Origin of the sequence: Vibrio sp. M260121 (assembly GCF_036533715.1) — a bacterium.
Taxonomy (GTDB): domain Bacteria; phylum Pseudomonadota; class Gammaproteobacteria; order Enterobacterales; family Vibrionaceae; genus Vibrio.
The window spans coordinates 1-352 of sequence record NZ_JATABF010000140.1; the positions used below are offsets into that span (position 1 = coordinate 1).

Consider the following 352-nt stretch of genomic DNA (forward strand, 5'->3'; position numbering starts at 1 on the left):
TTGATCACAAGTCTAGTGATCAAGAGACATTGCGAGTTCGTAGCCTTCAAGGATGGTTTGCAGTTTAAACCATCCTTCCCAAAGCACCTTTATTGAAGCTCTACCCGTCCTCTTGGTATCTTTCCAACCACCTAATTTAGCGAGATTTTTGTACGCCCAGCCCATATCCGGCGTTTCTTTAGATAACGTCTTACTTTCTAGTTTCAACCACAGTAGCTTCCAAGCTTTATTGCCCAATACCTTTTCACAACTTTCTGTTGATAGCTCATCAACTTCTTTAATGAAGCGTAACGCCAATAAACGAGTCGCTACAAAGGCATAGATGACACTTAACCTCTCTAGGTTACTTTTA

At 41.2% G+C, this 352-nt stretch carries 1 pseudogene; it reads right to left on the minus strand.

Annotated elements, in window-relative coordinates:
- Positions 1-12: 12 nt before the first annotated feature.
- A pseudogene (locus QTO06_RS25495) lies at positions 13-352 on the minus strand (IS4 family transposase); the annotation flags it as partial.